This window comes from Arthrobacter sp. TMS2-4 (genome assembly GCF_054511075.1).
On sequence record NZ_JBTNDI010000001.1, the window covers coordinates 629,799 to 652,606 of the forward strand.

24 protein-coding genes and 2 pseudogenes are annotated in these 22,808 nt (G+C 64.4%); 13 read left to right on the plus strand and 13 right to left on the minus strand.

Annotated elements, in window-relative coordinates:
- Positions 1 to 16 precede the first annotated feature (16 nt).
- The 4 genes from murA to ACX80F_RS02925 are packed head-to-tail and all read left to right on the plus strand — an operon-like array spanning position 17 to position 4,360.
- Positions 17 to 1,366, plus strand: a complete 1,350-nt coding sequence (murA, locus tag ACX80F_RS02910; RefSeq protein WP_459334871.1) for a UDP-N-acetylglucosamine 1-carboxyvinyltransferase — start codon at positions 17 to 19, stop codon at positions 1,364 to 1,366.
- Between the two features lie 11 nt (positions 1,367 to 1,377).
- A complete protein-coding gene (locus tag ACX80F_RS02915; protein ID WP_459334872.1) occupies positions 1,378 to 2,163 on the plus strand; it encodes a lysophospholipid acyltransferase family protein in 786 nt (261 codons plus the stop codon).
- Complete coding sequence (locus ACX80F_RS02920) at positions 2,160 to 3,203, plus strand: NAD(P)H-dependent glycerol-3-phosphate dehydrogenase (RefSeq protein WP_459334873.1); 1,044 nt, start codon at positions 2,160 to 2,162, stop codon at positions 3,201 to 3,203. The genes ACX80F_RS02915 and ACX80F_RS02920 overlap by 4 nt, the downstream gene beginning before the upstream one ends.
- Positions 3,204 to 3,208: 5 nt before the next feature.
- Entirely contained in the window at positions 3,209 to 4,360 is a 1,152-nt protein-coding gene (locus ACX80F_RS02925) for a D-alanine--D-alanine ligase family protein (protein WP_459334949.1), read from the plus strand.
- A gap of 177 nt (positions 4,361 to 4,537) precedes the next feature.
- Here the strand turns inward: ACX80F_RS02925 and ACX80F_RS02930 are convergent, their stop codons facing one another.
- Positions 4,538 to 5,596: a YeiH family protein gene (locus ACX80F_RS02930; protein WP_459334874.1), complete on the minus strand. Its 1,059-nt coding sequence runs from the start codon at positions 5,594 to 5,596 to the stop codon at positions 4,538 to 4,540.
- A 288-nt stretch (positions 5,597 to 5,884) separates the two neighbouring features.
- Here ACX80F_RS02930 and ACX80F_RS02935 point away from each other — a divergent pair, with 288 nt between their 5' ends.
- A complete protein-coding gene (locus tag ACX80F_RS02935) occupies positions 5,885 to 6,490 on the plus strand; it encodes a class I SAM-dependent methyltransferase (protein WP_459334875.1) in 606 nt (201 codons plus the stop codon).
- Positions 6,491 to 6,548: 58 nt separating this feature from the next.
- Here ACX80F_RS02935 and ACX80F_RS02940 read toward each other — a convergent pair whose 3' ends face one another.
- Positions 6,549 to 6,851, minus strand: coding sequence for a transcriptional regulator (locus ACX80F_RS02940; protein WP_459334876.1), 303 nt, complete (start codon positions 6,849 to 6,851; stop codon positions 6,549 to 6,551).
- On the minus strand, positions 6,844 to 7,290 hold the full coding sequence (locus ACX80F_RS02945) for a hypothetical protein (protein ID WP_459334877.1): 447 nt from the start codon (positions 7,288 to 7,290) through the stop codon (positions 6,844 to 6,846). Before ACX80F_RS02945 ends, ACX80F_RS02940 begins: the two co-directional genes overlap by 8 nt.
- A gap of 446 nt (positions 7,291 to 7,736) precedes the next feature.
- On the opposite strand from ACX80F_RS02945, the gene ACX80F_RS02950 reads away from it, so the two are divergent.
- Complete coding sequence (locus ACX80F_RS02950; protein WP_459334878.1) at positions 7,737 to 8,621, plus strand: hypothetical protein; 885 nt, start codon at positions 7,737 to 7,739, stop codon at positions 8,619 to 8,621.
- Between the two features lie 131 nt (positions 8,622 to 8,752).
- On the opposite strand, the gene ACX80F_RS02955 is transcribed toward ACX80F_RS02950, so the two are convergent.
- Positions 8,753 to 9,121, minus strand: a complete 369-nt coding sequence (locus ACX80F_RS02955; protein ID WP_459334879.1) for a GntR family transcriptional regulator — start codon at positions 9,119 to 9,121, stop codon at positions 8,753 to 8,755.
- Positions 9,118 to 10,164: a hypothetical protein gene (locus tag ACX80F_RS02960; protein WP_459334880.1), complete on the minus strand. Its 1,047-nt coding sequence runs from the start codon at positions 10,162 to 10,164 to the stop codon at positions 9,118 to 9,120. The genes ACX80F_RS02955 and ACX80F_RS02960 overlap by 4 nt, the downstream gene beginning before the upstream one ends.
- A 208-nt stretch (positions 10,165 to 10,372) precedes the next feature.
- On the opposite strand from ACX80F_RS02960, the gene ACX80F_RS02965 reads away from it, so the two are divergent.
- Both ACX80F_RS02965 and ACX80F_RS02970 read left to right on the plus strand, forming a co-directional pair.
- On the plus strand, positions 10,373 to 10,687 hold the full coding sequence (locus ACX80F_RS02965) for a recombinase family protein (RefSeq protein ID WP_459334950.1): 315 nt from the start codon (positions 10,373 to 10,375) through the stop codon (positions 10,685 to 10,687).
- A 263-nt stretch (positions 10,688 to 10,950) separates the two neighbouring features.
- A complete protein-coding gene (locus tag ACX80F_RS02970; protein ID WP_459334881.1) occupies positions 10,951 to 11,289 on the plus strand; it encodes a hypothetical protein in 339 nt (112 codons plus the stop codon).
- A 427-nt stretch (positions 11,290 to 11,716) separates the two neighbouring features.
- On the opposite strand, the gene ACX80F_RS02975 is transcribed toward ACX80F_RS02970, so the two are convergent.
- The 3 genes and pseudogenes from ACX80F_RS02975 to ACX80F_RS02985 form a co-directional block, all read right to left on the minus strand.
- Entirely contained in the window at positions 11,717 to 12,631 is a 915-nt protein-coding gene (locus tag ACX80F_RS02975) for a MerR family transcriptional regulator (RefSeq protein ID WP_459334882.1), read from the minus strand.
- A gap of 191 nt (positions 12,632 to 12,822) precedes the next feature.
- A complete protein-coding gene (locus ACX80F_RS02980) occupies positions 12,823 to 13,431 on the minus strand; it encodes a response regulator (protein WP_459334883.1) in 609 nt (202 codons plus the stop codon).
- Between the two features lie 273 nt (positions 13,432 to 13,704).
- Positions 13,705 to 13,965: pseudogene (locus tag ACX80F_RS02985) on the minus strand (MarR family transcriptional regulator); the annotation flags it as partial.
- Between the two features lie 844 nt (positions 13,966 to 14,809).
- Between ACX80F_RS02985 and gdhA the strand changes: the two are divergent.
- Complete coding sequence (gene gdhA, locus ACX80F_RS02990; RefSeq protein WP_459334884.1) at positions 14,810 to 16,150, plus strand: NADP-specific glutamate dehydrogenase; 1,341 nt, start codon at positions 14,810 to 14,812, stop codon at positions 16,148 to 16,150.
- 287 nt (positions 16,151 to 16,437) lie between these two features.
- Here the strand turns inward: gdhA and ACX80F_RS02995 are convergent, their stop codons facing one another.
- Positions 16,438 to 16,713 (minus strand): hypothetical protein, encoded by a 276-nt coding sequence (locus tag ACX80F_RS02995; protein ID WP_104164482.1) that lies wholly within the window; start codon positions 16,711 to 16,713, stop codon positions 16,438 to 16,440.
- Between the two features lie 337 nt (positions 16,714 to 17,050).
- On the opposite strand from ACX80F_RS02995, the gene ACX80F_RS03000 reads away from it, so the two are divergent.
- Together ACX80F_RS03000 and ACX80F_RS03005 are read left to right on the plus strand one after the other, a co-directional pair.
- On the plus strand, positions 17,051 to 17,263 hold the full coding sequence (locus ACX80F_RS03000) for a hypothetical protein (RefSeq protein ID WP_459334885.1): 213 nt from the start codon (positions 17,051 to 17,053) through the stop codon (positions 17,261 to 17,263).
- A gap of 54 nt (positions 17,264 to 17,317) precedes the next feature.
- Positions 17,318 to 17,548 (plus strand): hypothetical protein, encoded by a 231-nt coding sequence (locus tag ACX80F_RS03005; RefSeq protein ID WP_459334886.1) that lies wholly within the window; start codon positions 17,318 to 17,320, stop codon positions 17,546 to 17,548.
- 527 nt (positions 17,549 to 18,075) lie between these two features.
- Here the strand turns inward: ACX80F_RS03005 and ACX80F_RS03010 are convergent.
- Both ACX80F_RS03010 and ACX80F_RS03015 read right to left on the minus strand, forming a co-directional pair.
- The gene (locus ACX80F_RS03010; RefSeq protein WP_459334951.1) at positions 18,076 to 18,576 is read right to left on the minus strand and encodes a catalase-related domain-containing protein; all 501 of its coding nucleotides are present in this window, start codon (positions 18,574 to 18,576) and stop codon (positions 18,076 to 18,078) included.
- Positions 18,574 to 19,736: pseudogene (locus ACX80F_RS03015) on the minus strand (catalase); the annotation flags it as partial. The pseudogene ACX80F_RS03015 and the gene ACX80F_RS03010, both read right to left, overlap by 3 nt.
- A 71-nt stretch (positions 19,737 to 19,807) precedes the next feature.
- Between ACX80F_RS03015 and ACX80F_RS03020 the strand changes: the two are divergent.
- The gene (locus ACX80F_RS03020; protein WP_459334887.1) at positions 19,808 to 20,272 is read left to right on the plus strand and encodes a Fur family transcriptional regulator; all 465 of its coding nucleotides are present in this window, start codon (positions 19,808 to 19,810) and stop codon (positions 20,270 to 20,272) included.
- An 809-nt stretch (positions 20,273 to 21,081) separates the two neighbouring features.
- Positions 21,082 to 21,582: a tetratricopeptide repeat protein gene (locus tag ACX80F_RS03025; RefSeq protein WP_459334888.1), complete on the plus strand. Its 501-nt coding sequence runs from the start codon at positions 21,082 to 21,084 to the stop codon at positions 21,580 to 21,582.
- A gap of 25 nt (positions 21,583 to 21,607) precedes the next feature.
- On the opposite strand, the gene ACX80F_RS03030 is transcribed toward ACX80F_RS03025, so the two are convergent.
- Both ACX80F_RS03030 and ACX80F_RS03035 read right to left on the minus strand, forming a co-directional pair.
- On the minus strand, positions 21,608 to 22,267 hold the full coding sequence (locus tag ACX80F_RS03030) for a nucleoside/nucleotide kinase family protein (RefSeq protein ID WP_459334889.1): 660 nt from the start codon (positions 22,265 to 22,267) through the stop codon (positions 21,608 to 21,610).
- A 79-nt stretch (positions 22,268 to 22,346) separates the two neighbouring features.
- Positions 22,347 to 22,697, minus strand: coding sequence for a VOC family protein (locus tag ACX80F_RS03035; RefSeq protein ID WP_459334890.1), 351 nt, complete (start codon positions 22,695 to 22,697; stop codon positions 22,347 to 22,349).
- Positions 22,698 to 22,808 lie beyond the last annotated feature (111 nt).

Consider the following 22,808-nt stretch of genomic DNA (forward strand, 5'->3'; position numbering starts at 1 on the left):
AGGAAAACAGGTATTCATGGGTAGCGTTCTGACCATCCGAGGCGGCATTCCGCTGACGGGCAAAGTCCTCGTCCGGGGGGCGAAGAATCTGGTGCCGAAGGCGATGGTGGCGTCGCTGCTGGGCAACTCGCCGTCCGTCCTCCGCAACGTCCCGGAGATCAAGGACGTCGACGTCGTCACCAGCCTGCTGCAGCTGCACGGCGTGAGGGTGACCAAGGATCCCACCACCGGCGACCTCACCATGGACCCGAGCGACGCCAAGATGGCGATGTCCAAGGACATCGACGCGCACGCCGGGGACTCGCGCATCCCCATCCTCTTCTGCGGGCCCCTGATGCACAGCATCGGCGAAGCCTTCATCCCCGACCTCGGTGGGTGCAAGATCGGTGACCGGCCGATCGACTACCACATGGAGGTCCTGCGCAACTTCGGCGCCGTCGTCGACAAGCGCCCGGGTGGCATCTCCATCTCCGCGCCCAAAGGGCTGCACGGCGCCAAACTCACGCTGCCGTACCCCAGCGTCGGCGCCACGGAGCAGGTGCTCCTGACCGCGGTCCGCGCCGAAGGCATCACCGAGCTCTCCGGTGCCGCCGTCGAGCCCGAGATCATGGACCTCATCGCCGTCCTGCAGAAGATGGGCGCGATCATCACCGTGCAGACCGACCGCGTCATCCGCATCGAGGGCGTCAGGGAGCTGACCGGGTACAACCACAAGGCCATCTCCGACCGCAACGAGACGGCGTCCTGGGCGTCCGCCGCCCTCGTCACCAAGGGCGACATCTACGTGGAGGGCGCGCGCCAGCTCGACCTCACGGCGTTCCTCAACACGTACCGCAAGGTCGGCGGCGCCTTCGACGTCGACGACTACGGCATCCGCTTCTACCACCCGGGCGGTCCCCTGAACCCGCTCGTGCTCGAGACCGATGTGCACCCCGGCTTCATGACGGACTGGCAGCAGCCCCTCGTCGTCGCGCTCACGCAGGCCGCCGGCGTCTCGATCGTCCACGAGACGGTGTACGAGAACCGGTTCGGTTTCACCGAGGCGCTGCTGCGCATGGGCGCCAGCATCCAGGTACACCGCGAGTGCCTCGGCAGCGTCCCGTGCCGCTTCGGGCAGCGGAACTTCCTGCACTCGGCGGTCATCTCCGGTCCCATGCAGCTGCATGGTGCCGAGATCGACATCCCGGACCTGCGTGGAGGGTTCAGCCACCTCATCGCGGCCCTCGCCGCGGACGGCGTCTCCCGCGTCACCGGGATCGAGCTCATCAACCGCGGTTACGAGCGCTTCCAGGACAAGCTCGCGGGCCTCGGCGCGGACTTCGATGTCACGGAGGACGCCCCGGCTGTCGCCGTGGCACTCGCGTAGGCGGCCGGGCAGTGGGGGAGTCGCTGAGTTCACGGGCCATGTACATGTTCCTCGGCCTGTGGGTGAGGCCGGTCATGAACGCCCTGATGGCCAAGGAGTGGCGCGGGCAGGAGAAACTGCGGCGGGACACGGGCATCATCGTGTGTCCCAACCACGTCACCGAGATCGACCCCGTGGTCATCTCGCACCTCCTCTACAACCAGGGCGTCATGCCGCGCTTCCTCGCCAAGGCGACGCTGTTCGACGTGCCGGTGGTCGGATCCATCCTGCGGACCATCAAGCAGGTGCCGGTCGAGCGCACCTCGGCGGGCGCCAACCGCTCGCTCGAGGCCGCGCGCGAGGCACTCGCCGACGGAGGGGGGATCATCATCTATCCCGAGGGCACGCTCACGAGGGACCCGGACATGTGGCCCATGAAGGGTCGCACCGGCGCCGCGCGCCTCGCTCTCCAGACCGGCGCCCCCGTGGTGCCCATCGCGCACTGGGGGGCGCAGGAGGTCTTCCCCCGCTACGCGAAGCGCTTCCATCTGTTCCCCCGCAAGCGGGTCCGCGTGCTCGTCGGTGATCCCGTGGACCTCTCCGAGTTCCGGGACGCGCCGCTCACGAAGACGACGCTCGATGGCGCCACCGAGCGCATCGTCGACGCGATCACAGCCTTGCTGGCGGAGCTGCGGGGCGAGGAGCCTCCCGCCGAGCGCTGGGATCCGTCGAAGAAGCACCAGAAGCTCACCGGCCGCGACTTCGAGGGCCGTGCCGACGGCGTCGACGACGGACCGGCACCAGGAGAGACGCCGTGACGGCCGACGCGTGCGAAGCACGGTCCGCGAAGATCGCCGTCCTCGGCTCCGGCAGCTGGGGGACGACCTTCGCGAAGGTCCTCGCCGATGCGTCCCCCAGCACCCCGGTCATGCTGTGGTCGCGCCGGCCCGAGGTGGCGGTCGAGATCACCACCACCCACCGCAATTCGCGCTACCTCGGCGAGACCACGCTCCCGGTGAACATCACGGCGTCGGCCGACGTCGGAGCGGTCCTCGCCGGGAGCGACCTCGTGGTCCTCGCCGTGCCCGCCCAGACCCTGCGCGCCCAGCTCCCGGCGTGGCGTCCCCTCATCGCTCCCCACGCCGTCGTCGTCTCCCTCATGAAGGGCCTCGAGGTCGGCACCGACGCCCGCATGAGCGAGGTGATCGCGGAGGAACTCGGGCTGCCCACCGAGCGGATCGCCGTGCTGTCCGGCCCCAACCTCGCGATGGAGATCGCCCGGGAGGAGCCGACGGCGTCCGTCGTCGCCTGTTCCGACCACGACACGGCCGCCTGGATCGCTGCGGCCTGTACGGCTTCCTACTTCCGTCCCTACACCTCCACGGATGTGATCGGTGTGGAGATTGGCGGCATCGTGAAGAACGTGATAGCCCTCGCCGTCGGGATCTGCGAGGGTCGCCGCATGGGCGACAACACCAAGGCCTCCGTCATCACGCGCGGCCTCGCGGAGACCACGCGCCTCGCCGTGGCCCTCGGGGGACGCCGGGAGACGATGGCCGGGCTCGCCGGGATGGGAGACCTCATCGCCACCTGCTCGTCGCCGCTCTCGCGCAACCACACCGCCGGTCACCTGCTGGGGCAGGGACTGACCCTCGACGAGGTGACGACGAGGATGAACCAGACCGCCGAAGGCATCAAGTCCGCACAGGCCGTCCTCGACGCCGCAGACCAGCACGGCGTCGACATGCCCATCACGGCGAGTGTGGTGGCCGTCCTCCAGGGACGATTGTCCGTCGACGACCTCGGGCCGCGCCTGCTGGCCCGCAACCTCAAGCCGGAAGGCGATCACACCCCGTGACCACCGTGAGTACCCTGCCCACCGGGACCCCGGCCGGCTCCGGTAAGCCCCGCGTCCTCGTCCTCTTCGGGGGACGCTCGAGCGAGCACGCCGTCAGTTGCGTGACCGCCGCCGGCGTCCTCGAGGCGATCGACCGGACCCGCTACGACGTCGTGCCCGTGGGCATCACGCGCTCCGGGCAGTGGTCCCTGGTCTCCGCGGACCCCTCCGCGTGGTCCCTGCGCTCCGACGTGCTTCCCGAGGTCACCGCGACCGAGCACGCTGTGGTCATGGGCTCCGCGGCCGACGGCGGAACCGGCCAGGAGCTGCTCATCGCCGCGCCCGGCTCCGTGCCCGAGAGCCTCGGCGGTGTCGACGTCGTCCTGCCGCTGCTGCACGGCCCGTTCGGCGAGGACGGCACCCTCCAGGGCATGCTCGAGATGGCCGACATGCGCTACGTCGGCGCGGGCGTGCTGGCATCCGCCGTCGGCATGGACAAGCACTACATGAAGGTGGTGTTCGAGGCCGCCGGGCTCGACGTCGGCCCGTACGACGTCGTCACCGACCGCCAGTGGCGCACCGACCCCGAGGCCGGCGTGCGTCGCGCCGCCGCCCTCGGGTTCCCGCTGTTCGTGAAGCCCGCGCGTGCCGGCTCGTCCATGGGGATCAGCCGCGTGGAGGACGTCGACGGGATCCGGCCGGCGATCGAGGCCGCGCGCGAGTTCGACCCCAAGGTGATCATCGAAGCGGGGATCGAGGGGCGCGAGATCGAGGTGGCGGTGCTGCAGGGGCGCGGGCACGATGCCCCACGCACCTCCCTGCCCGGAGAGATCGCGATGCAGCCGGGCGACCACGCCTGGTACGACTTCGAGGCGAAGTACGTTGACGGCGCCGCCGCCGAGCTGACCTGCCCGGCGGACCTTCCGGCGGAGGTCATCGAGCGCGTCCGGCTCCTGGCAGCGGATGCGTTCGACGCGATCGGGGGGGAGGGGCTCTCCCGCGTGGACTTCTTCTACACGCCGGACGGGCGTCTCGTGATCAACGAGATCAACACGATGCCCGGCTTCACGCCCATCAGCATGTACCCGCAGATGTGGGCGAAGTCCGGGCTCGGGTACACCGAGCTGATCGACGAGCTGATCGGGCTCGCGCTCGAGCGGGGCACCGGCCTGCGCTGAGGCCCCGTTCCACGCGGGGCCGCGTGCTCCGTTCGTCGTGCGCGCCGACTCGGGGGCGTCGGTGGGCATAGCAAGAGATGCCCACCGAGTTCGGTGTGTCGCCGGGCAGATCGGTCCGCCGACGCAGGAGGTCCCTGCGATGAGTCGGTGGGGAGAACGGTCCGCCGAGTGCGGCGGTCAGGTCAGCAGGAGCACTCCGGCGAGCGAGCCACCCGCGAGCAGGATGGTCGAGCCGGCGCCGACGACGGCGAAGCGGCCGCCGGTGCGCAGCAGACGCCGGACATCGATGCCCGCACCGAGTCCGAACATGCCCGCCGCCAGGAGCACGGTCGTGACGGTGCGGCCGATTTCCAGCACCTGATCCGGCACGATCCCGAGCGAGCGGACGGCCACCATGACGAGGAACCCGAGCACGAACAGCGGCACCACGGGCGGACGGGGCACGGTCGCCGCGGCGTCCGGGAGCCTCTCACCGCGTCCGTCCGAGCCTGCCAGTACTGCGGCACGCCGTCGCTCGCCGAGCGAAGCCACCGCGGCGATCGGGGCGAGCATCAGCACCCGGCCGAGCTTGACGACCGTCCCGACAGCGAGCGCCGTGGCTCCGGCGGTACCCGCGACGGCCACGACCTGCGCCACCTCGTGGACGGCCAGGCCGGCCCACATTCCGAATCGCTCATCGCTCAGCCCGAGCAGGCCGCCGAGCACGGGCAGGACGACGATCATGAGTGATCCGTAGAGCGTCACCATGGCGACGGCGCCGGCGGTCTCGTCGTCGTCGGCTTTCACGACTCCCTGGAGCCCCGCGATGGCCGATGCCCCGCAGATCGAAAAGCCGGCCGCCATGAGGGTGGCGCCGGCGCGGGTCAGCCCGAGCCGCAGGCCCAGCTGCAGCGTGAGGACGTAGCTCAGGGCCACGCTCGCCACGATCAGGCCGAGGACCGGGAGGCCGAGCGCCACGATGTCGGGCAGCGCGAGCTGAAGGCCCAGCAGGACGACACCGGCGCGTAGGAGCTTCTTGGTGCCCGCTGTGACGCCGCGCCGGAAGGCAGGTGTGTACAGGGAGGAGTTGGCGAGCAGGACACCGAGCACCAGCGCGATCACCAGGGGCCCGAGCACCGATTGCAGCATTCCGAGCCAGACTGCGATGGCTACCCCGGCCGCGGCCACCGCCAGTCCGGGCGCCAGCGACTGCGTTCGCGCCCGGAGGACGGTGAAGTGGGCGGGCGGTGACGGCATGGGGTGCTTTCAGGTTCCGGACGGGGGTCCCGGCCATTGTTCCACGGGGGAGGACAGTATTCTCGTCCCCCAGCATGGATCCGGTATCACCCGTGACCTGATCTTCGCGGTCCGCCGGGATCCGCCCGACCTGCTGGTCATCGACGGCATGCTGCTCGGCGCCCTCGGTGAGCCGTCACCGACTGCGCGACGCATCACCACGAGCTCTGGGCTGAAACGCTCCTGGCATCGTCCCGGTGAACGCTTCGCCATCGGGTGCCCATCTGATGCGTGCCTAGACTCGCTCACATGATGGATGAGGTCAGGGACGCGTACTCGGGGCGTGCAACGGAATACGGGGAGCTCTTCGGCTCAATGGGCGCGGTGCATCCGTCCGACCGCCAGCTTGTCTCCACCTGGGCTGAGGGTATCGAGGGCCCTGTCATCGACGCGGGGTGTGGTCCGGGCCAGTGGACGAACTTCCTCGCCCAGCAGGGGCTAGCTGCCCGCGGCGTGGATCTTGTGCCCGAGTTCATCGAGCGTGCACGCAGCACCTATCCGGGCGTGCCGTTCGACGTCGGCAGTCTCAACGCCCTGAATGTGGCAGCAGGAACGGTCGGCGGGATCCTGGCCTGGTACTCACTCATCCACCACGAGTCGACCACGATCAGGACTCCCCTCCAGGAGTTCAGCCGTGTTCTGCGTCCCGGTGGCGCGCTCCTCATCGGGTTCTTCGAGGGCTCTGTGATCGAGCAGTTTGCTCACGCCGTGGCTCCGGCGTACCGCTGGCCGGTGACTGACCTCAGTGAGGAACTGATCTCGGCCGGCTTCGAGGTGGCCGAAACACACACCAGGACGACCGGCGGCCAGCGGCCGCACGCAGCGATCATCGCCCACCGCGCAACCGTGCAGTGATCGATGTGTGCACGTTCTCGGTGCTGATCCATGGGTGAACAGTGTCTGGTCGTGTGGGTCAGAGGGTGCCGGAGATGTCCCGGAGCGCCTGGATGTGTCCGTCGAAAGCCGCCCTGCCGGCTCGGGAGAGGGACAGCCACATCACGCGTCGCGCATCACTGCGCTCCGTTGACGCCGTCTTGTCGGAGACCAGATAGCCAGCTTCGGCCAGGGTCTTCAAGTGCTTGGACAGGGTCGCGTCCGAGACTTCCAGGGCGGTCCGGAGGACTGCGAAGTCGAGGCGGTCCACAGGGCGGAGCAGTCCGCAGATCCGTAGCCGCAGGGGGGCGTGAATGACGTCGTCGAAGTGCGCCTTACCCATGACGGAGATTCCGGGCGGCGCTACGATAGGCCACGCCGGCCAGCCATGTCGTGAGACCGAACGCCACCACACTTGTGGCGATCACTGCCCAATGCAGGCCGAAGGACACCAAGCCGAGAGAGACGCTGAACAGCACCAGGCAGCCGACCACTATCCCAGCCACAGCCATTCCGGCCTGCCAGCCCATGCTCGCGAAGCGGACACCTGTCTCTCGCTGGATCAAATAGATGATGACGAGGACCACTGCCAGGGCGAGCCCCCCGACCGCCGGCCGGTCGTAGTCCTCACCAGGGGCTGTCCCAGCAGCCGCGCCGACCCACCACGCAGCTACCGCCCCGAAGCCCGCAAGAAGCGACCACGGGACCCGGATGCCCTCGGCGAGTCGAGCCCGGTCTGCGGATAAACCGGCCAGCGCATCCAGGGCTTCGTCACGGGACACGCCCTGAGAGTTAGTTTCCATAACGGCAAGACTAAGGCATGGTTTCCACTACGGCAAGAGACGTGGTGGCGACGTGCTTAGCGCGGGGTCCGCACAGATGTAAATCTGACTTATCACGGGATCCGTTGCGCGGTGTAGGCCCGGCCCAACGCGTGCCCTCGCAGGGGATCGCTCTGCAAACCGGACTGGTAGGTCGTTGTGGTGGTTCGCTCCTGCTTTGCCAATGTCGTCACCCGTAGGGTGAGCGGATGGAGATGGGCGCTGATGTGCTGCTGGTAGGGCCTCGGGGTCGACGTCTCTGCCTGGAACTGGCCATGGGGGTGGACCCGTCGGTCAGGTCCATCGTGTTTTGGCTCGCCCACGACCTGGATCCCGGCAAGGGCACATCCCGGGTGCTGATCACCGCTACCTCCGGCGAGGGAGCTGACCGGCCACCGAGACCGGCTATGACGGACCTCATCACGGGCCTTGCCTCGTTTGATGTGACGCGGATCGGCGGTGGTGCGATCGACCGGGCGCTGGCCACAGCGGTGGACACGTCCCGGCCCTGGCAGGAGTCGGACGGGGAGGACGTCCTGGCAGCGCTTCCCGAGGTAGAGGCCGCCCTTACTCCGATCGCCCGGCACGTGATGACCGCATCCTCCGCCCGATGGTGGTCGCACGGCCGGCAGGTCGAGCAGTGGGCCATCGACTGGCGTTCAGCAGATGACCGGGCTCCGCTGACCAGGTATCCGGCGCGAGGCCTTGCCACGTGGGCGCGTGACGCCCGTGCGGAGGAGGTCCGGGCGGAAAAGGAACGCCCCCGGAATCCTCGCGCCAACTGGTCGGGGACGTGGTGGTCCTTCCCACACGGAACACTGCAAACCACCGGCCGGGTACCGCTGGGACTGAACCTCATCGAGGACTCCTTCGGAGAGGAGCACGCCACGGTGATCCCCGTGCGCGGCGTTGGATGCACCTACGAGGTGCGGACCGCGGACGATTGGATGTCACTGTGCCGTGAGTACCCGCTGGAGGTCACGGCATCCCGGCGCCATGACTGGTTCCGGTGTACCGGGCACGACGGCGCGTGGGTCATCCCGGACTGGGAGAAGGTCGCGGAGCGGTGGGATGCGGTGCACCTGACAGTCCTGGCCTACCTCGGTGGCGCTAACCGTGCACTGCAAATCGACGCCGACACGTTCACGGTCCTCGCAGGGTGGAATCCCGATACGACGATGTGGCTGACCGACGTCGCACGCGAATGGGAGGGCCCGCGCCAGCAGTGGCACCGCTCCACCTATCAAGAAGCCTGGACCAAGATCCCCGATGATCCGATGGGTCGCCCCTAAGCCCATCCGTCGATGGATCCTTTGAATGGAACAACGGCAGGGGCTGGCGGCCGGTTGGGGCTGATTGACGCGTGGTAGCGGTTTCTCCGACTGGACACGTCCCACTAGTGCTACATCGAGGGCGGGTGCGCTTATTCAGACGCGGAGTGTATCTGTGTCCATGCGTGTGCCAGTAGCCCCTGTGCTTCTGTGAGGCCTAGGCCTTCTTCGGCAGCTTGAAGCGCGAGACTTTCTGCCGCCCGGATGAGTGGCTTCGTGGTTGCGTGGCCGGGGTTCACGCGGGTTCCTGCTGCTCGTGCTGTGCGGATCAGTCCTGCGGTCTCGAGATCTTTGTAGGCCTTCGCCACCGATCCGGCAGACACTCGAAGGTCGGCGGCAAGCTGCCGCACGGGAGGGAGCCGGGCGTCTGCTGGGATTTGTCCGGCTCGTATCTGAGCCGCGAGTTGTGACCGGATTTGCTCGACAGGGGAGAGGGGCGATGAGGGGTCGATGCTGATCATCGGACAGGTTCACGTCGCGCGCGTCGTATTTCGCCGCTTGCCGACCACAAACCGGCGATGATGGAGCACGTCTTGATCAGCAGGACGACCGCGGCGACCGCGATGATCAACGAGAACAGCATCATGATCAGCCCGAGTGTGTGTCCGGGCTCGACCGCGATCGTGTCGGCAACAGCATCAAGGTCAGCTCTTGGAACCGAGTCACGGTGAGCTGCGCTCAGGACGATGCCGGTGATCGCTGCAAGTCCCGCGATCTGGGAGGCGAGGGCGGCGCTGGATGCGCACATGATGAACAGGGTGCGGTGCGAGCGGAGGAATGTGTCGTCCGTAAATAGATCCGTTGAAGCCGGCCGCGGAGCGGTGGCCGTGCGGTGTAAGGCCCAGTAGACGACGGCGATCAGCAGAAGTGTGCAGATGATCACCGGAATCCCGTAGTACCAGCCCGGGAACGGCCCGTTGGTCGAGAGGTTGTACTGCACGTCTACGACCTGTCCGTCCTGGACACCCCAGCCCGCCAGGCTTCGCCGCTGAAAAACACGGTGCAGACCGTATTCATCCGTTGCTGAATAGCTTCCGGCCAGCAGCAACCCAAGGATGAGGATGACCGCGGCGGAGAGCGGCAGGACGAACACCCACTGCCGGGCAAAGGATGTAGGCCTCCGCGGCGAAAGCTCAGCGACAACGCGCCCGCCTTCCTCCGAGCCCCAGGCAGGCCTGGGATAGACGATGTAGACGAGCAGGCCGGCCAGCGCCCCTACTCCGCCAGCGAGGGCATACGTAACTCCGTACCCCTCACTCCACCAGGACCCGATCAGGCACATCACCAGCGCACCTGAGCACCCAACAACCAAAGCCGCAAGGGCCGCCAAGGCTTCCCCCCGATATACAGGGGCGACCTGAGCTCCGGTGCGATCAGACCGCTCCTGCTGGTGTCTCGGCTTCTCTTGACTACCAGTCACTGCTCGTCGGATTACCACCCACACCCCGACCGCCAGGAATGCCACCAGCACGACCGCCACCAGTATCGAAATCGATCCCACCACGTCTCCCTCATCTCGCTTGTACCGTCTCTGCAATACAAACCGCCTTTTTATTTTGTGTCAAGAGTGCAGTACAAGATTGGCGAGCGGCGCAGTCTACTCAAGGGACGCAAGCCTCTCCTGCCGGCCGGCGCCGTAATGGATCCTTTGACCGGACGGGTCGGTGAGGCTTCGACCCGTCTCGGTGTTCTCAGCACCGGCGCACAGAAGAGTGCACTTCCCCAGTGTCACTGAAGGCCTCAGTACGACCGGCCCCATGGGTAGGGCCTTGCTCACCGTGATGTCCGCTTTTGCTCAGCTTGAGCGGGATCAGCTCGCCGAGCGGACCAGGGCAGGCATGGCCGCGGCCGCCGTACATGGACGTAAGGCCGGCCGGTGGGAAGTGACTACCGACCATGCGAAGGTCAGGCGAGCCCGGGACTTGAAAGCTCAAGGTCTTGCCCCAGCTGACATCGGGAAGATCATCGGGGCCAGCCGGGCAACGGTATACCGCTACCTCAGCATGGGGCTCAAGGAGGTGTCCTAACCGGGCGGCCAAACACGTACCGGACCGGCTGCGAAGTCACTTACAACTGCGTTCGCCTTCCATCCACGACCATTGCCATACGTCTTCCCGGGACCTCGGCTAGGTGGTCCTTTCGTGGTAGACAAAACTGGAGCGCACCTGCGAAGAGGAGGACCACTTGTGACTCATAAGAAACAACTCGTGCTAGCCGATCCAACGTCACCTGCCTTCGGCATCACGTCAACGCCATTCTGGGGGCCCTGCCCCTGATTGACACATCGAAGTTGAACGACCAGCAGCGCCGGGCCGCTCACATCGCTACCGCAGTCTTCACCGGCGTGTACCTCGGCATCACGATCGGAGGTAAGCGGCTACTGCCGCGAGTACTAGTCGGACTTGCCTCGGCCGTTGCAACTCTTCGCTTCGCCAAAGCCACCGACGTCATTGATGCTCGAGTTGAGGAGAAGCTGCGCCAGGCCGGCACACGGCACCCACGCCGCTGGATGGCAGCGGGTACCGCAGCATTGACCTTCGCCGGATTCCTGAGTGATCGTGCTGCAGCCAGAAGGAAGACCAAGGTGCGACCCCTCAACCAGCCTGAGCAGGACTCTTCACCTCACTGAGCTCCAATGTTCCCGCCCGTGATTCATCCTGGGTGGAGGCGACTATCGGAGACGGGATGTCCGTTATGGTCCTGGCGCACTGGTGAAGTGAGCCGAAGTGATACGGGGGGTGTATCAGGACTGCCTCCAATCTGATGTCGATGAGCATACGGGCCGCCATCGGTGTCGGCGCATGCTCATGCCCACGGTGTTCCTTCGAGTCTGCATGAAGCACGGCCTCGAGGACATTTGTCGTCAGCTGGTTCAGCGGTCCGCTCGCCCGGACCAGCCTCACGCTCTGTTCCGTGGCGCGGGCATGTAGCTGTTGGGCGAGGTCCTTCTGATCGTCCAGCTTCTCGGTTGTGTTAGTGCTGGCCTTCTCCTCTTGGATCAGGCCGGACCTTCCCACATCGCTCTTTTCCCAGTCCCCACAACCGGGGCACCGCTTTCATGGGCTTTCCGAGGTATCTGAAGGGCCGGGGTGATTCGACTGATGTCGGTACCGCTCAGATGGAACCACCGGGTCGATCTGATCAAGTGGGGTGATTGTGAGGGCGAGTTCGACGTGGGTAGGCGCGAGGCCGTAACGGAGCTGATTGAAGTCAGGCACCAGGTCCTGGTCTCGGCATGCTCTGGTCAGGTATTCGATTGCAGCGGCATAAGTCACCATCGTGGGGGTGGCGGGTAGCTGCACGATGAGTTCTCGGCGATTCGAGCAGTTGTGGAGGGCGTGGTTGGACGGGAGCGGGTTTGGGGCGTCCTCGGCCCGAGGAAGGTCTACCGCAACGATCCAGTCCGGGCCTTGAGGCATCATCATTTTCGCTTTGTCCTCGGATGTGTGGAGTGCGTACCGGCACCAGGGCAGTCCGGTGGTTTCCAGGCCCGCGCCTACGAGTTCGCGGTGCAGCGCCTCCGCTTCTGCGCGTATCCGCTGCGGTACCACTATGTCGTCCGGCTCGACTGTTTCGGCGGGTATCTGCCTCGTGATTGCTGTGCTTGGAGCCCTGTCCCGGATATCCGCAATCGGCCATCCTTTGGCGAGTCGCCAGGCTTCAACCATGGCGCGGTCTTCGTGGCTCCGTTGACGTTCGAGCATTGCCTGGTGCTCTCTGAGTGCCGCGGGTAGTAGGTCAGGGTCGTTCAGGATATTGCGGATGTCACGGATGCTTACTGCGGCCCGGCGCAGAGTCACGATCAGAAGTGCGTGGTGGGTTTGATCGAAGGTGTACCCGCGGTACCCGGTGTCCTCGTCGACCTCGGCTGGAACCAGAAGTCCTTGGTGGTGGTAGTAGCGCAAGGTCTGGGCGGACAGTGAGGACATCTGGGTGAAGTCCCCGATCGACAAAAGGGGTTGCTCAGTCATGTAGATAACGATGAAGCCTCCAGTAGGTACAAGGTCAAATCCGAAAGCGCGTACGAACCGGAACCCTCAGCAGCCCCGCAACAGTCCTCTTGGTTGCGGATGTACCTGACTAAGTCACAAGTGGCTTATCTAAAGCCGGAACGTCAGTTGAGCCCCACATGCTTTGGCGCAATGACATGGGTGATTCATGTTCAGTTGACCTGCTGGCCGACGACACCAATCTCGTAGGCGCGGATGACCGCTTCGACTCGATTGCGTAGGCGGAGCTTGGACAGCACCCGTCCGACGTTTGCCTTGACGGTTGACTCGCTGAGGTACAGCGTTGCTGCGATCTCGCTGTTCGTCTCGCCTTGCCCGATGAGGACGAAGATTTCCCGTTCACGGACGGTCAGCTCGGTGAGCGCTCTATCAGCGTCGACGGTCTGCCGTACGAGGAGGTGCGGGGCTGCAATCTGGATGAGTTTCGCGGTGATGCGCGGTGACACGGCGGCATCTCCGGATTGGATTGCGCGTATCGCGGTCACAAGATCCTCTGGGCGGGTGTCTTTCAGGAGGAAGCCGGCCGCACCGGCTTCAAGGGCCCCGAAAGCGTACTCGTCGATGTCGTAGGTGGTGATGACCAGGACCCGTATGTCCGGATGGAGGCCGGTGATGCGTCGGGTTGCTTCGATGCCGCCGATTCCTGGCATGCGAATATCCATCAGTACGATGTCGGGCTGGAGCCGGCTGGCCGCGCTGACTGCTTGCGCGCCGTCGGACGCTTCACCAACGACGACCATGCCGGGATTGGCTTCCAACATCAGTCCTCGGCCAAAGTGGTTCTGACCTCTTCGAGTGAACCGATTTCGCTGTGCTGCGGGACGGGCTCGTTCTCGTTTTGGACCTGAACTTCCATGAGGACCTCATTCCTGTGATCGAGGTATGCGGGGCCGGCCAGGTCGACGCCTGCCCTACGGGATGGGTGGCAATCCGTCATGACGCACCGTGACGCACCGTGGCGGTCCCGGGGCGTGATTGCCGAGCGAGCCCACCGCGGCCCCTTGTCAGACGGCGCCCTGTCAGAGGACCCCCTGTCAGGCGGTCGCGGGCCCGAGCCGGGTGATGATGGCGATCAGCTGGTTCCGGAATGTTTGATCGGGCAGCATGCCTGATCCTGCTGCGGTCCGGCGCAGCTGGTTGATACGGTCTAGGACTGTCCGGCCTTGATTTGTGAGGCGGGTGCGTATCGAACGTGCGTCCGAGGTGTCCCGTGACCGTGATACCAGTCCTTTGAGTTCGAGTTTCTCGAGGATCTTGCCCAAGGTCTGCAACTGAACACGCATGAGGGCCGCGAGGCGCGCCTGGTTCTCTTTCCCCGGATCTCACCGTATCCTCTGCTCCTGACCAGCGACGCTCCGCAATCACCGCGACAGGAGCCCTCCCGATGTAAGACCCCGACGGGAGCACCCAGCAGTTGGTGACCTGTAAGCAGGCCGCGACGTTCTTACGGAGTGCCGTGCTGGCCTTCCCGGGCTCAGGCGGGTCCTACCAGCTGCCAGCCACCAAACTTTGAGCACCCTCTATCAGTCAGTTCCGCACCAAAGCTTTTTCCCTATGGTTCTCGCCGGGGCCGTAAACTTTGAGGACATATAAGTGCCCATCTGGTGTTATTTCGGTTCTCCAACCAGCGGGCCGATGCGGCCCTCACCGGACTTCAGGCACTTTCAGATAGGCAGTGGCCTTCGAGCGCCGGCCCGCCCACCCCGAATCCCTTAGCGGGCGACGATGACGTTTCCTGTGGAGTGGTGCAGGACGGCGTGGACGGTTGATCCGAAGCGGGCACCCCGGGTGTTGCGGCCTTTCGAAGTAAGCGGTAGCGGCCATACCTCGCGGGCTTGCGGGAGAAGGGTGGTGCCACGACGGTAGAGGTAGGTCGACTCTCCCTGTCTACCTTCACCCCCGCGTCATGCGCTGAGGTCCATGTCAGCGTTCCCCGCTTGAGCAAGCGGGGGGTTGTCGCATCTCGCCGTGGACCGGATCAGATTATGGATGAACATCTTCGTAGATGCCTTGAGTGGACTGCGCGCTGTACGGTGCATTGAGGGCCTGCTGGCCTGCAGTCGCCGGTGCCGCAAATAGGCCGGGGACGTGTTTGTTCTTCGTCCTTCAGAGGTTCCATTGTTGAGATCGGTGGGTGTCATGGATTCGGCGTTGTCTGCCGTGCGCGATCAGGTGTTTCGGCGTAATCCGGGTGAGACGGAGTTCCATCAGGCTGTGGTCGAGGTGTTCGACTCGCTGGGGCCGGTGTTGAAGAAGCACCCTGAGTTCGTCGATGCGGCGGTACTGGAGCGATTGTGCGAACCCGAGCGGCAAATCATCTTCCGGGTTCCGTGGGTCGATGACGCCGGGAACGTGCAGATCAACCGAGGGTTCCGGGTGGAGTTCAACTCCGCGCTGGGGCCCTTCAAGGGCGGCTTGCGGTTTCACCCCTCCGTGTACTTGGGGATCGTGAAGTTCCTCGGTTTCGAGCAGGTCTTCAAGAACGCACTCACCGGGATGCCGATCGGTGGGGGGAAGGGCGGCTCGGACTTTGACCCCAAGGGTAAGTCGGATGGGGAGATCATGCGGTTCTGCCAGTCCTTCATGACGGAGTTGTACCGGCACATCGGCGAATACACGGACGTCCCGGCCGGTGATATCGGAGTCGGCGGACGGGAGATCGGTTACCTGTTCGGGCAGTACAAGAGGATCACGAACCGGTACGAGTCCGGGGTACTGACCGGCAAGGGGATCAGCTGGGGTGGGTCGCTGGTCCGCCCGGAAGCAACAGGGTACGGGGCGGTCCTGTTCGCCCGTGAGATGCTTCGAGCGCGAGGACTGGACCTCGAGAAACAGCGGGTTATCGTGTCCGGGTCGGGCAATGTCGCTGTCCACGCCATCGCGAAAGCACAGCACTTCGGTGCGACCGTCGTGGCCTGTTCGGACTCCTCCGGATATGTCGTGGACGAGACTGGCATCGATGTGAACCTGCTGCGAGAGGTAAAAGAGAACGAGCGCGGACGGATCTCCGACTACGCGCAGCGTCGAGGTTCCAGGGCTCACTTCGTAGCGGGTGGCTCGATCTGGGATGTGGGAGCAACCGTCGCACTGCCATGTGCCACGCAGAATGAACTCGACGAAGCAGCAGCAGGCTCGCTCATCCGCTCCGAGGTGCTGGCGGTGGCAGAGGGGGCGAACATGCCGTGCACCCCTCAGGCTGTGGAAGCTTTCCAGCAGGCCGGTGTCCTGTTCGGTCCTGGAAAGGCTGCCAACGCTGGCGGTGTTGCAACATCGGCGCTGGAGATGCAGCAGAACGCCAGCCGCGATTCCTGGACCTTCGAGTATACCGAGCAACGCCTCACCGAAATCATGGTGGGCATCCATGACAGATGCGCGACAACCGCGGAGGAGTACGGTGTGCCGGGAGACTACGTGGCAGGCGCCAATATTAGCGGCTTCGTGAAGGTCGCGGACTCCATGCTTGCACTCGGAGTTGTTTGATCACACTTCCCTGATGGCTACCAGCGGCCCTGAGCTTCGGGCGCACCTACACCCGATGAGTGAGAACCCGGATCGCCGACCATCCCACTACGAGGCTCTCACCGCGCGTTCCACACACTAGGAGACCCGCCCCTACACAGGAGGTGCCGCCAGCGCGAAACGTCTTCCACGCTGTACTGCCTGTTGGATCTGCTAGGGAGCAGGGAAGGGGCTGGCACTAACCCGTCCCTTCCCTGTCAGGTTGGTAACTCTGGTCAGCCACTGGGATGCCAGCGGGCCTACGTGGTCTAATGGTGGCCGGTTTTGGTCGTTCCGAACATCAGGGTCCGGCGTTGGACGTCGTAGTACACAGTCTCCGCCGACGAGAGCAGGTCCTGAAGATTATCGGCGTCATCGGCGTCGAGGGTCAGGACTTCCTCCCAGGCTCCCTGGTCGAGGACCAGTTGCAGGGTCCAGGATCCGGGCTGGCCTGGGTCGCCGGCGACCCAGCTGAATTGATAGTGGCTGAGCTGGCGGACTTTGATGCTGTCATCAGTGACGGGCTGATTCAGGTTCTGTGCCATGGTGGGTTTCTCCTTGCACGACCCACCAGGATGGTGGGCGCTGTGGCCGGTTCGGACAGATACCGGGAAAGCCCGTTCGGTGCTGAGATCAACAGGCTCCACCCGGATGCTCTCAAGGTAGTGCCGCGGTCCACGCCCGTAAACGATCACCACCAGTATTCGAAGGCCTTGACCTAGCGAAAGCGCCGAGCGCCCGGCAACTACCGTCCGCGCATCTGAATCCGTTGTTCCCCTACCTCGTAGACTGGAGCAACAAGAAGCAGCGTTGGGACTGCGCCCCCAGACTCAATGATGAGGGCTGAGTCCTAGCGACCGGGTTACAAGCAGAGGGGTGTGGATGAGTGAGCGTGAAGGCATTGGCTTCCCTGAAGCCCTGACGCGGGCGATCCGTGATGTCCGTCCGGCAGCTGATCACTCCACAGCAGAGGCCTTAGCGGAGTTGCTCAGTCGACAGCTCGCCCAACATTGGGGTGCGGACCACGGCATGAGCAAGGACGAGCTGGTGGCAACCGCGCGGGACCTGAAATCCGCCATCGACGCCGGTGGCTGAAGCTCCCGCACCTTTCTCGCCTCAGCGAATATGAACGTAAGGAGACGCCGAATCATGGCTGCGCCCGACCGGAAGTTCAGTGTCACTGAACCGTCAACGAGTAAGCACCCCCAGGACTGGGGTCGAGCCATGGCGCGAGCCATTTCCCGGCCGGCGGATATGGCTGACGCTGCTGGTGATGCCGTGGAGCACGAGGCTTTGCTGGAGGAGGATCTACACCTGTACGTGCAGGACTCGGAACCGGGCGTGACCATCACCGTTTCCTGGACACCAAAGGCATCGTAGTAGGGCACTTCCTGGCTAATGCCCTATCAGCGAGAGGAAACAGTGTCGACCGCGTCGAGGCCGCTTTGCTCGGTCGACTACGAGCCTGGAAAGTTGCGTCGGGGTCATCTGGTGCGCGGGTGCGGGCGCTGAGCATGGGCGCCCCTCACCCCGTGATTGACGTAGAGATCATCGCGGCACTCTGGCGGCAAGTATGTCTGCGACCTACCGATCCGTGTCCTGGGCGCGCGTCGGCCCCCTCGTGGACTCTGTTACGTTGCCCATGCCACTCCGTCACGTTGGTAGCCCCTGAAACTGTCTCGCAACTGACTCCTCTGTTGCGAAAATTCCACATTACTTATGAGACATGGCAGCAATACAGAGGAGGAGCAGTGGTGGCGGGGGAATTGCCCACTCAAGCCCTCCTGAAGGGCATTGGCAGTAACGGGATCCGGCTCGCCGGGGGCGATCTCATTGGTAAGTTGCTGGACGTAGAAGTGCCTATGGGCTCCTTTGGGGTTGAAAACCACTGAAGCGGGGAGGGATGGCTAGCGCGTGACGACCACGTGCTCGTTGGGCACGCAGTGCGTCATGGTGAGTCCCTCGACATCGCGCGGGCCGTTGTTGCCCAGGTTCTGCAGGCGATCCAGCTCGTCGTCGGACAGGGTCTGGCTGGCGAGGGGCGGCAGGTCCTTGATCTCGTCGAGACCGATGCCCAGACCTGCACCGACGCGGGCTCCCAGTTCGTCGTCGACGAGGTAGAAGTGCCAGACCATGCGCTCCTGCACAGCGCGTGCCGCCTGCCCGATGAGCGTGACGAAGTTGCCTACGAGATCGTCCTTCTCCCACTGCTCCAACAACTGGTAGCGCTGGCCCGCCTGGAGGTAGTCATTGGTGAGCGGGATGCGCTTGCGTGTCAGCCGCCCGTGGATCTCGGGCCCCTGATCATCATGCGTGGGGTACTCGCCCTCGCGGAGACCACCGGTGATCGAGGGCTCGTAGTTGACGTGGGGGTTCTGCCCGGGCGCCAGGTCCCTCGCGTAGGACATCTGCCCGCCGCTCTGGTTGGTGTGCACGGGCGCGTGCTTCGCCGAGTTGACGGGCAGCTGGAGGTAGTTCGGGCCCACGCGGTAGCGCTGAGCGTCGCTGTAGCTGAACGTGCGGCCCACGAGCATCTTGTCGTCAGAGAAATCGAGGCCGTCCACGAGGACGCCCGTACCGAAGGAAATTTGCTCGTTCTCGTTGTGGTGATCCGAGACGTTCCTGTTCAGCGTCATGGTGCCGATCAGCTTCGGCACGAAGTCCTGCTCCGGCCAGGTCTTCGTGTCGTCGAGAGGGTCGAAATCGAGCTCCGGGTGGTCGCCGTCGTCCATCAGCTGCACATACAGATCCCACTTCGGGTAGTCGCCGCGCTCGATCGCCTCGAACAGGTCCTTCGACGCGTGGCCGAGGTCCGTCGCCTGGATGTTGGCCGCGTCCTCCTCGGTCAGGCTCTTCACGCCCTGCTGCGGCTGCCACGTGTACTTCACGAGCTTGGTGTCGCCGTCGGCGTTGACCCACTTGTAGGTGTTGACGCCGAAACCCTGCATGTGGCGGTAGTCGGCCGGGATGCCGCGGGGGCTGAAGAGGTTCACGAGCATGTGCATCGCCTCGGGGGTCTGCGACATGAAGTCGAAGATGCGCGCCGGTTCCTGCCTGAACGTGATGGGTCCGGCTTGAGCGAGTGGATGACGTCGGGGAACTTGATGGCATCGCGGATGAAGAACACGGCGAGGTTGTTGCCCACCAGGTCCCAGTTGCCGTCCTCCGTGTAGAACTTCACGGCGAAGCCGCGGGGATCGCGGGCAGCTTCGGAGGAGTCCCGGCCGCCGATGACCGACGAGAAGCGGATGGCGACGTCGGTCTTCTTGCCCGGCTCCGAGAAGAGCCTGGCCCGGGTGTAAGTGGCGATCGGTTCGTCGCCGACCATGCCCGTCGCCTCGAAGTCGCCATAGGCGACGAATCCGCGGGCGTGGACCACGCGTTCCGGGATGCGTTCGCGGTCGAAGTGGGTGATCTTCTCGAGGAACTGATAGTTCTCGAGGGTGGCCGGGCCGCGGGCGCCGACGGTCCGAGAATTCTGGTTGTCGTAGACCTGGTGGCCCTGGCGGTTGGTCAGGACAGGGCGGTCGTCCCCTTCGGCGGGCGGCTGGCTGGCGACATCGGTCATGGGGCGCTCCTCACGGCGGACTTACAACGGCTTGTTTTGAGTAGGTCAAAACAAACGGTACAGTGTTGACCATGCGTACCGCACCTACTTCCCTCCCCGGCACGGATCTGCTACGGCAGATGATCCGTGCATCGGGACTGAAGGTGACGGGACCCCGGGTCGCCGTGCTGCGCACGCTGCAGCAGCTCCCACACTCGAGTGCGGAGCGCGTTTTCGACGGCGTGAAGGACGAGCTTTCCAGCACTTCCCCGCAGGCGGTGTACGGGATCCTTGCTGCCTTCACGGGAGCCGGGCTGGTGCGCCGGTTCGATCCCCCGGGATCGCCGGCCCTGTTCGAGTGCAGGGTTGGGGACAACCACCACCATCTCGTCTGCATCAGGTGTGCGACTGTCAGGGACGTCGACTGCGTCATCGGGGAAGCTCCCTGCCTGCAGCCATCCGATGATGCAGGCTTCACGGTCTTCGCCGCCGAGGTGACGTTCAACGGCCTGTGCGAGCAATGCCGTACTACTTCGTCGACCAACGACGACCACTAACACTCACAACAAACCACTCAGCAATCGACCGCTGACCGAAACCCGGTTCAGCGTTCTCCTTCCGGGCAGGCGCCTTCTGCCGTCATGCCGTCATGCCCGGATCTAACGACGAAGGAAAACACATGACTGTCATCAATTCCACCACCCGGACTAGCCCGTCAAATGTCCGCCCCGCTCCCCGGAACCACTTCATCCCTGCCTCGCTGGGTGGGAGCTATGTCACTACCGCGCGCACGACCCGGCGAAACCAAATCACCGCAGGCACCTACACGTCCTGCCCGTCTGCGTCCGCGCTCACTGGAGACTACGTCACTACCGAGGCGCCCAGCCCGGTCACCGGCGGCTCGTACACCTATACCGCTTGACGCTCTCGCTCGGGACGGTCTGATGAACGGTGTGGAGTCCGACCGCTCACACTTCAGGGGAGTCGCCGCCTGGTATTCAGTTCTTAGCGTGTCTCGACTATCTCGAGTTGCAGGTCTACTCCGTAGCTCCACGGCCGAAAGAAACGCCTTCATGTACTGAGGAGTGGATAGCTCGCGGTGCGAGTGAGGGCTTGGGGCGGCGCCCAGGTGAGCGATATCGATGGGCTGCATACAGCCGCCCATCACCGCTTGTGCTTAGGCCGCAAGTGCAACGCAGGTTGGTGCAACTCCAGCCAACGCACGTTGACCCGCACGATGCGAATGGGCAAAAAGTGCCCTATGCGTGTATCCATGCACCAGGGAGGCCGCGTCAGTTTCCCTAGCGTGCACGCAAGCCGATCGGTATATGAACACCGGATAAGTCTTATATGCGAAAGTAGCGCAATGACTTTGGATAATGAACTCGACCTGATCTTCGAGCGTCGGGACCACGAGAACATGCAGCCAACCATTGAAGCTCTGCTTCCCTACTATGCTTCGTATCCCAAGAACGCGCGGGTGCTCTACGAAGTCGGTGGGGCCTACGATACCGCGGGACAGGAAGACGTCGCGCGGGGGTTCTACGAGAAGGCTCTCGCTGCCGGGCTCGACGGTGATCTGCTGCGCCGGTGCTATGTCCAGTATGGGTCAACGCTGAGAAATTTGGGCGAGTACGAGAATTCGCTCGAGGTCTTCAGGGCAGCTCGTGCTGCGTTTCCTGACTCCCCGGCACTAGGCACCTTCGAAGCCATCACCCTGCAGGCAGCAGGTCGATCAGATGAATCCGTCGCGGCATTGCTTGACCTGGTGGTGAACTTCGTCCGCACTGCCGACATCGAGCGGTACAAGCCAGCAATCACCGGCAATGCGGCCTACATCCGCTCCCTGCAAGATCAGCACTTGTAGTGCGCTGTTCCCGGTAAGGGATCTCTCAGCAGTCTGTCGGTGCGGCGACGGGGCGGATGACTTTGGGTGCGGCGAAGTCGCTGTTGTCGATGACGAAGGTCGCTCGCTCCCAGGGTCGTGCGGCTTCGAAGTAGAGGTGCTGGCCGTGGACATACCGGCGCATCGTCGGGTGTTCCGGGTCAGGGTTGCTGCCATCCCGGGTCGCCATTCGCGCAGCGGTCACAGTGAAGGGAACATCGAGGTATACCGAGGCATCCCAGGAAGCGGTGACTTCGTCGCGGTGCAGGAACATGCCCTCCACTAGGACCAGCGCCTCCGGTGGGGCATGAAGGAACGCCGCCGTGGCCGGTTGGTCCGTCACTGGGTCGTAGGAAGCCGGCGAGTACCAGCCATCTCCCTTCAGCCCCAGCGGTGTGAGCACGTACTGGTGAAAGGCCGGGTAGTTGTACGTGTCTTTCCAGAATCCTTCCGGTGAGTGCCGGCCCCGGGCGTGCCTGACGCGCGAGGGGTTGAGGAAATCATCTGCGTGGATGATCACCACGGGACGGTAATGAATCTCCGCCGCTAGCTTGGCCGTGAACGACGTCTTTCCGCTGCCATCGACACCGTCAATCGCCACCATCCGACCTTCAGGACCGAGGGTACTGAGAATGTTGTCGGCCAGGACGCACATGAACTTCCCCATGTCCCCATCCTCCTAGAGAGGAGCACTAAGTAGGGTGCGGTAGGGATCGCTCTACGGACGCTGGGAAGAAGGTTCTGCTTCAACCCAACTCTGTCACGAAGCCGATCTTGTTACCGTCCATGTCGGTGAGTTCGAAGAACTCGACAACGTCTTCGAAACGCTGCAGTTCAGTGACATCGAGACCAAGTTCGGTGAAACTTGCATGCTCCCTCACTGCATCTTCCACGCTGATGTTGACTGATATGCCCTCTTTCCCAGCGAGTTGAGGAGCCAACGCAAGCTGAAGCCAAAAAGGGCCGAGGTCGAACTCGACCAACCCTTCAAGGGGAATCGGTGCAGGCTGCCCAAGCTTGAACGCTGATGTGTACCAGGTAACGGCTGACTCCAGATCACGGACTGGTATTCCGACAGTCACTGCTTTCGCTTTCATCAGAGCAACGTACCAACCCACCAGATCACGGGGAAGGGATGCCGAGCGTCTCCCGGGTATGGGTCCATGCCGACCCAGGCCAAGGCTCGCCTTTCAGCCAGGGTGGCCGGT

Excerpts from the sequence above, each read along its gene's own strand:
- ACX80F_RS02930 (WP_459334874.1), bottom strand. The coding sequence starts at position 5,596 with ATGCCGTCACCGCCCGCCCACTTCACCGTCCTCCGGGCGCGAACGCAG.
- ACX80F_RS03000 (WP_459334885.1), top strand. The coding sequence starts at position 17,051 with ATGAGTGAGCGTGAAGGCATTGGCTTCCCTGAAGCCCTGACGCGGGCG.
- ACX80F_RS02980 (WP_459334883.1), bottom strand. The coding sequence starts at position 13,431 with ATGTTGGAAGCCAATCCCGGCATGGTCGTCGTTGGTGAAGCGTCCGAC.
- ACX80F_RS03005 (WP_459334886.1), top strand. The coding sequence starts at position 17,318 with ATGGCTGCGCCCGACCGGAAGTTCAGTGTCACTGAACCGTCAACGAGT.
- ACX80F_RS02935 (WP_459334875.1), top strand. The coding sequence starts at position 5,885 with ATGATGGATGAGGTCAGGGACGCGTACTCGGGGCGTGCAACGGAATAC.
- murA (WP_459334871.1), top strand. The coding sequence starts at position 17 with ATGGGTAGCGTTCTGACCATCCGAGGCGGCATTCCGCTGACGGGCAAA.
- ACX80F_RS02950 (WP_459334878.1), top strand. The coding sequence starts at position 7,737 with ATGACGGACCTCATCACGGGCCTTGCCTCGTTTGATGTGACGCGGATC.
- ACX80F_RS02940 (WP_459334876.1), bottom strand. The coding sequence starts at position 6,851 with ATGGGTAAGGCGCACTTCGACGACGTCATTCACGCCCCCCTGCGGCTA.
- ACX80F_RS02995 (WP_104164482.1), bottom strand. The coding sequence starts at position 16,713 with ATGGCACAGAACCTGAATCAGCCCGTCACTGATGACAGCATCAAAGTC.
- gdhA (WP_459334884.1), top strand. The coding sequence starts at position 14,810 with ATGGATTCGGCGTTGTCTGCCGTGCGCGATCAGGTGTTTCGGCGTAAT.
- ACX80F_RS03035 (WP_459334890.1), bottom strand. The coding sequence starts at position 22,697 with ATGAAAGCGAAAGCAGTGACTGTCGGAATACCAGTCCGTGATCTGGAG.
- ACX80F_RS02975 (WP_459334882.1), bottom strand. The coding sequence starts at position 12,631 with ATGACTGAGCAACCCCTTTTGTCGATCGGGGACTTCACCCAGATGTCC.
- ACX80F_RS03025 (WP_459334888.1), top strand. The coding sequence starts at position 21,082 with ATGACTTTGGATAATGAACTCGACCTGATCTTCGAGCGTCGGGACCAC.
- ACX80F_RS02955 (WP_459334879.1), bottom strand. The coding sequence starts at position 9,121 with ATGATCAGCATCGACCCCTCATCGCCCCTCTCCCCTGTCGAGCAAATC.
- ACX80F_RS03010 (WP_459334951.1), bottom strand. The coding sequence starts at position 18,576 with ATGTCCTACGCGAGGGACCTGGCGCCCGGGCAGAACCCCCACGTCAAC.
- ACX80F_RS03020 (WP_459334887.1), top strand. The coding sequence starts at position 19,808 with ATGCGTACCGCACCTACTTCCCTCCCCGGCACGGATCTGCTACGGCAG.
- ACX80F_RS03030 (WP_459334889.1), bottom strand. The coding sequence starts at position 22,267 with ATGGGGAAGTTCATGTGCGTCCTGGCCGACAACATTCTCAGTACCCTC.